This window comes from Planktotalea sp. (assembly GCF_039984035.1).
GTDB lineage: Bacteria > Pseudomonadota > Alphaproteobacteria > Rhodobacterales > Rhodobacteraceae > Planktotalea.
On sequence record NZ_JBDWVM010000145.1, the window covers coordinates 1 to 2,618 of the forward strand.

Below are 2,618 nucleotides of genomic sequence, written 5' to 3' on the forward strand. Positions count from 1 at the left end.
ATGCGGTCTAAGTATTCATACCCATACGCAATGTCTTGGTAGTCTACCGTTTTCTGCAACCCTGCGAGCAGCTCAACCTTTGCTTGGCACGAACTGGTTTCAGCCCGTTCGAGCAACTTAACCCAGTCTGGATTAACCGACTGTGGCTTGCGAGCAGGCTGGTTGGTCTGGACGCTTTTTGCATTTTCATCTTCGTAAAACAGGGCCGCCTCAAAGGCCGCTAAATTGCTTGCGGCACTCTTAGCCGCACTTTCTAAAACAGATCTAAACTCCTGCGTGGAAAAGGGGAGCGCGTTGGACTTTGCAAGTGCGCCAAATAGGCTGGCAGAAATGAAACTTTCTGTATCCTTCGCAATCGCATCCATATCAAAAGCAACGATATGACGCGCATGCTGGCCCAACTCAGCGCGCACAGCGACACTGTCAGATCGTCCATCCCCAGGCGTTTGTTTCTCTGAAACCGCCAGAATGCGGTGGGTGGAGGTGATCAAAACAGTGCGCTCTGGCGTCACAAATCCGCGCTGCACTGCGCGGCCTGCTTCCATCAACTCAGCGGCGATCAATACATCCACATCGCCGGGGGAGGGGGACAAAGCAAAGACTGGATCGCCTGATCCTTGCGGCGCGATTTCGATGTAGTAAATCGTCGCCCCCGTGCGCTGCGCAACACCCGCGACGGAGGTTACCTGCGCATGATAATTACAGTTTTCAGCAAGTTGTGCGATCCAGCTAGACAGCACGCCCCCGCCTTGGCCCCCAACCGCCATGACCGCGATTTTGAGTATCGAACTCACGTCGTTCCCTCAAACGTCACCCGACGTGCATCGCGGCGGTTCTGTAGCCAGTTGATCACCTTAGTTCGCAGACGCCCCATTGCGCGCTCCATCGGCGCGGCGTTTTCAACCAAATCAGCCTGATAGAACGACGGGCAAAGCACTGCGGCCTCTGCAACCTCACCGCAATTTCCACAGCCCACACAATTCGTATCAATCGACGCGACAGGATCGTCGCGCAAGGGATCATCCAAGGTTTTCAATGACAAAGACGGGCAGCCGGACAGACGAATGCAGGCGTGATCGCCAGTACAGACGTCCTCATCCACCCCAAATCGGGTTCTGAGCACGCGTGTCTTCTCTGCAATCGCTTTTTGTCGCTCTGGCTTCTCACGCCTTTGTTTGTTCAACATACATTCCGAGGAGGCGATGATGACCTTTGGGCCAGTCTCCTCAGTGGTCAAAGCCTCCGTCAACGTGTCCCGCATCAGTGAAACATCATAGGTGCGATCAATCTGACGCACCCAAGTGACGCCCATACCCTCAACAGCGGCCTTGATCGGGTGTTTGGTCGATTTGCTTTTGTTGTCTGCGCGCGATGACAGAATATCCTGCCCTCCGGTCGCTGCGGAGTAGTAATTGTCGACAATCACCGTGACGCCGTCATGTTCATTAAAGACCGCATTGCCGATCGAAGAGGTTAGCCCATTGTGCCAGAACCCGCCGTCGCCAAGAAAGGAAATTGAGCGCCGATTTGCATTTTTATCGGACAGGGCCGCCGCAGACGCAGGGCCAAGCCCATAGCCCATTGTCGTTGCCCCCAGATCAAATGGCGCGTTGATCGAGAAGAGATGGCACCCAATGTCAGAAGCAATATGATGCGGCCCTAGTTCATTTTCCACCATCTTCGTCGCGGCAAATATGGGCCTTTCGGGGCAACCAATACAGAAACTTGGCGGGCGAACAGGAACCTGCGCATCCAGCACATCTGTTTTCAAAACAGGCGGCCTATTTGGCGCCCTCACATGATCAGGCAACAGCCCTTTGCCGTGCTTTTGAAAGAACGACGTTAACGCGTTTTGCATGACAGGCCCCGTCAGCTCACCTGCCTCCGAGAATGGGTTTTTCCCAGCAACTTTGGTGCGTGCACCAGCCGCGTGCAATATCGCGCGTAGCTCTTGTTCTAGATAGTTCGGATAGCCTTCTTCAATCATCAGAACAGCGGATTTATTGGCGCAAAACTCGCGTAAGTCTTCGCTCACCAAAGGATACGTGACGTTAAGAACGTGCAACGGAATGTCGGTGTTGCCATAGTCATCCGCTAATCCAAGCGTGCTCAGCGCCCGAATGACCGCGTTGTACATGCCGCCTTGAAGGATCAGTCCAACAGGGCCGTCTTTCGGGCCAAAGGTTTCGTTTAGCCCGTTCTCTTGAATGAACTTGATCGCAGCGGGGCGGCGTTTCGCAACCTTCTCTTGTTCATGCAGAAAGGAAGCGGGCGGTAGAACAATGCGGCTCAAGTCCCGTTTCGGATGCTCAAGTGCATCTTTGACCGTCATTGGCGGCGCGACATTGTCTTTTGCGTCAAAACGGCCCGTTAAATGGCAGGATCGGATGCGCATTTGCAGCATCACTGGACTGTTTGACGCCTCTGAAAGAGCAAAGCCATCACCCACGGCTTTGACAATAGAGGGCAGGTTTGGGCGCGGATCGAGTAACCAGATCTGGCTCTTCATAGCAAAGGCGTGGCTGCGCTCTTGCATGATCGACGAGCCTTCGCCGTAATCCTCTCCGATGATGACAAGCGCGCCGCCAGTCACACCGCCAGAGGCGAGATTGGCCAAA

2 protein-coding genes are annotated in these 2,618 nt (G+C 54.4%); both read right to left on the reverse strand.

Annotation, left to right across the window (positions count from 1 at the left end):
• Positions 1-794, reverse strand: a 794-nt coding sequence (locus ABJQ89_RS06585; RefSeq protein WP_348495471.1) for a 2-oxoacid:acceptor oxidoreductase family protein, incomplete at its 3' end; no start/stop codon positions are given.
• Positions 791-2,618 (reverse strand): indolepyruvate ferredoxin oxidoreductase subunit alpha (locus ABJQ89_RS06590; protein WP_348495472.1); only part of this gene is annotated, 1,828 nt, incomplete at its 5' end. The genes ABJQ89_RS06590 and ABJQ89_RS06585, both read right to left, overlap by 4 nt.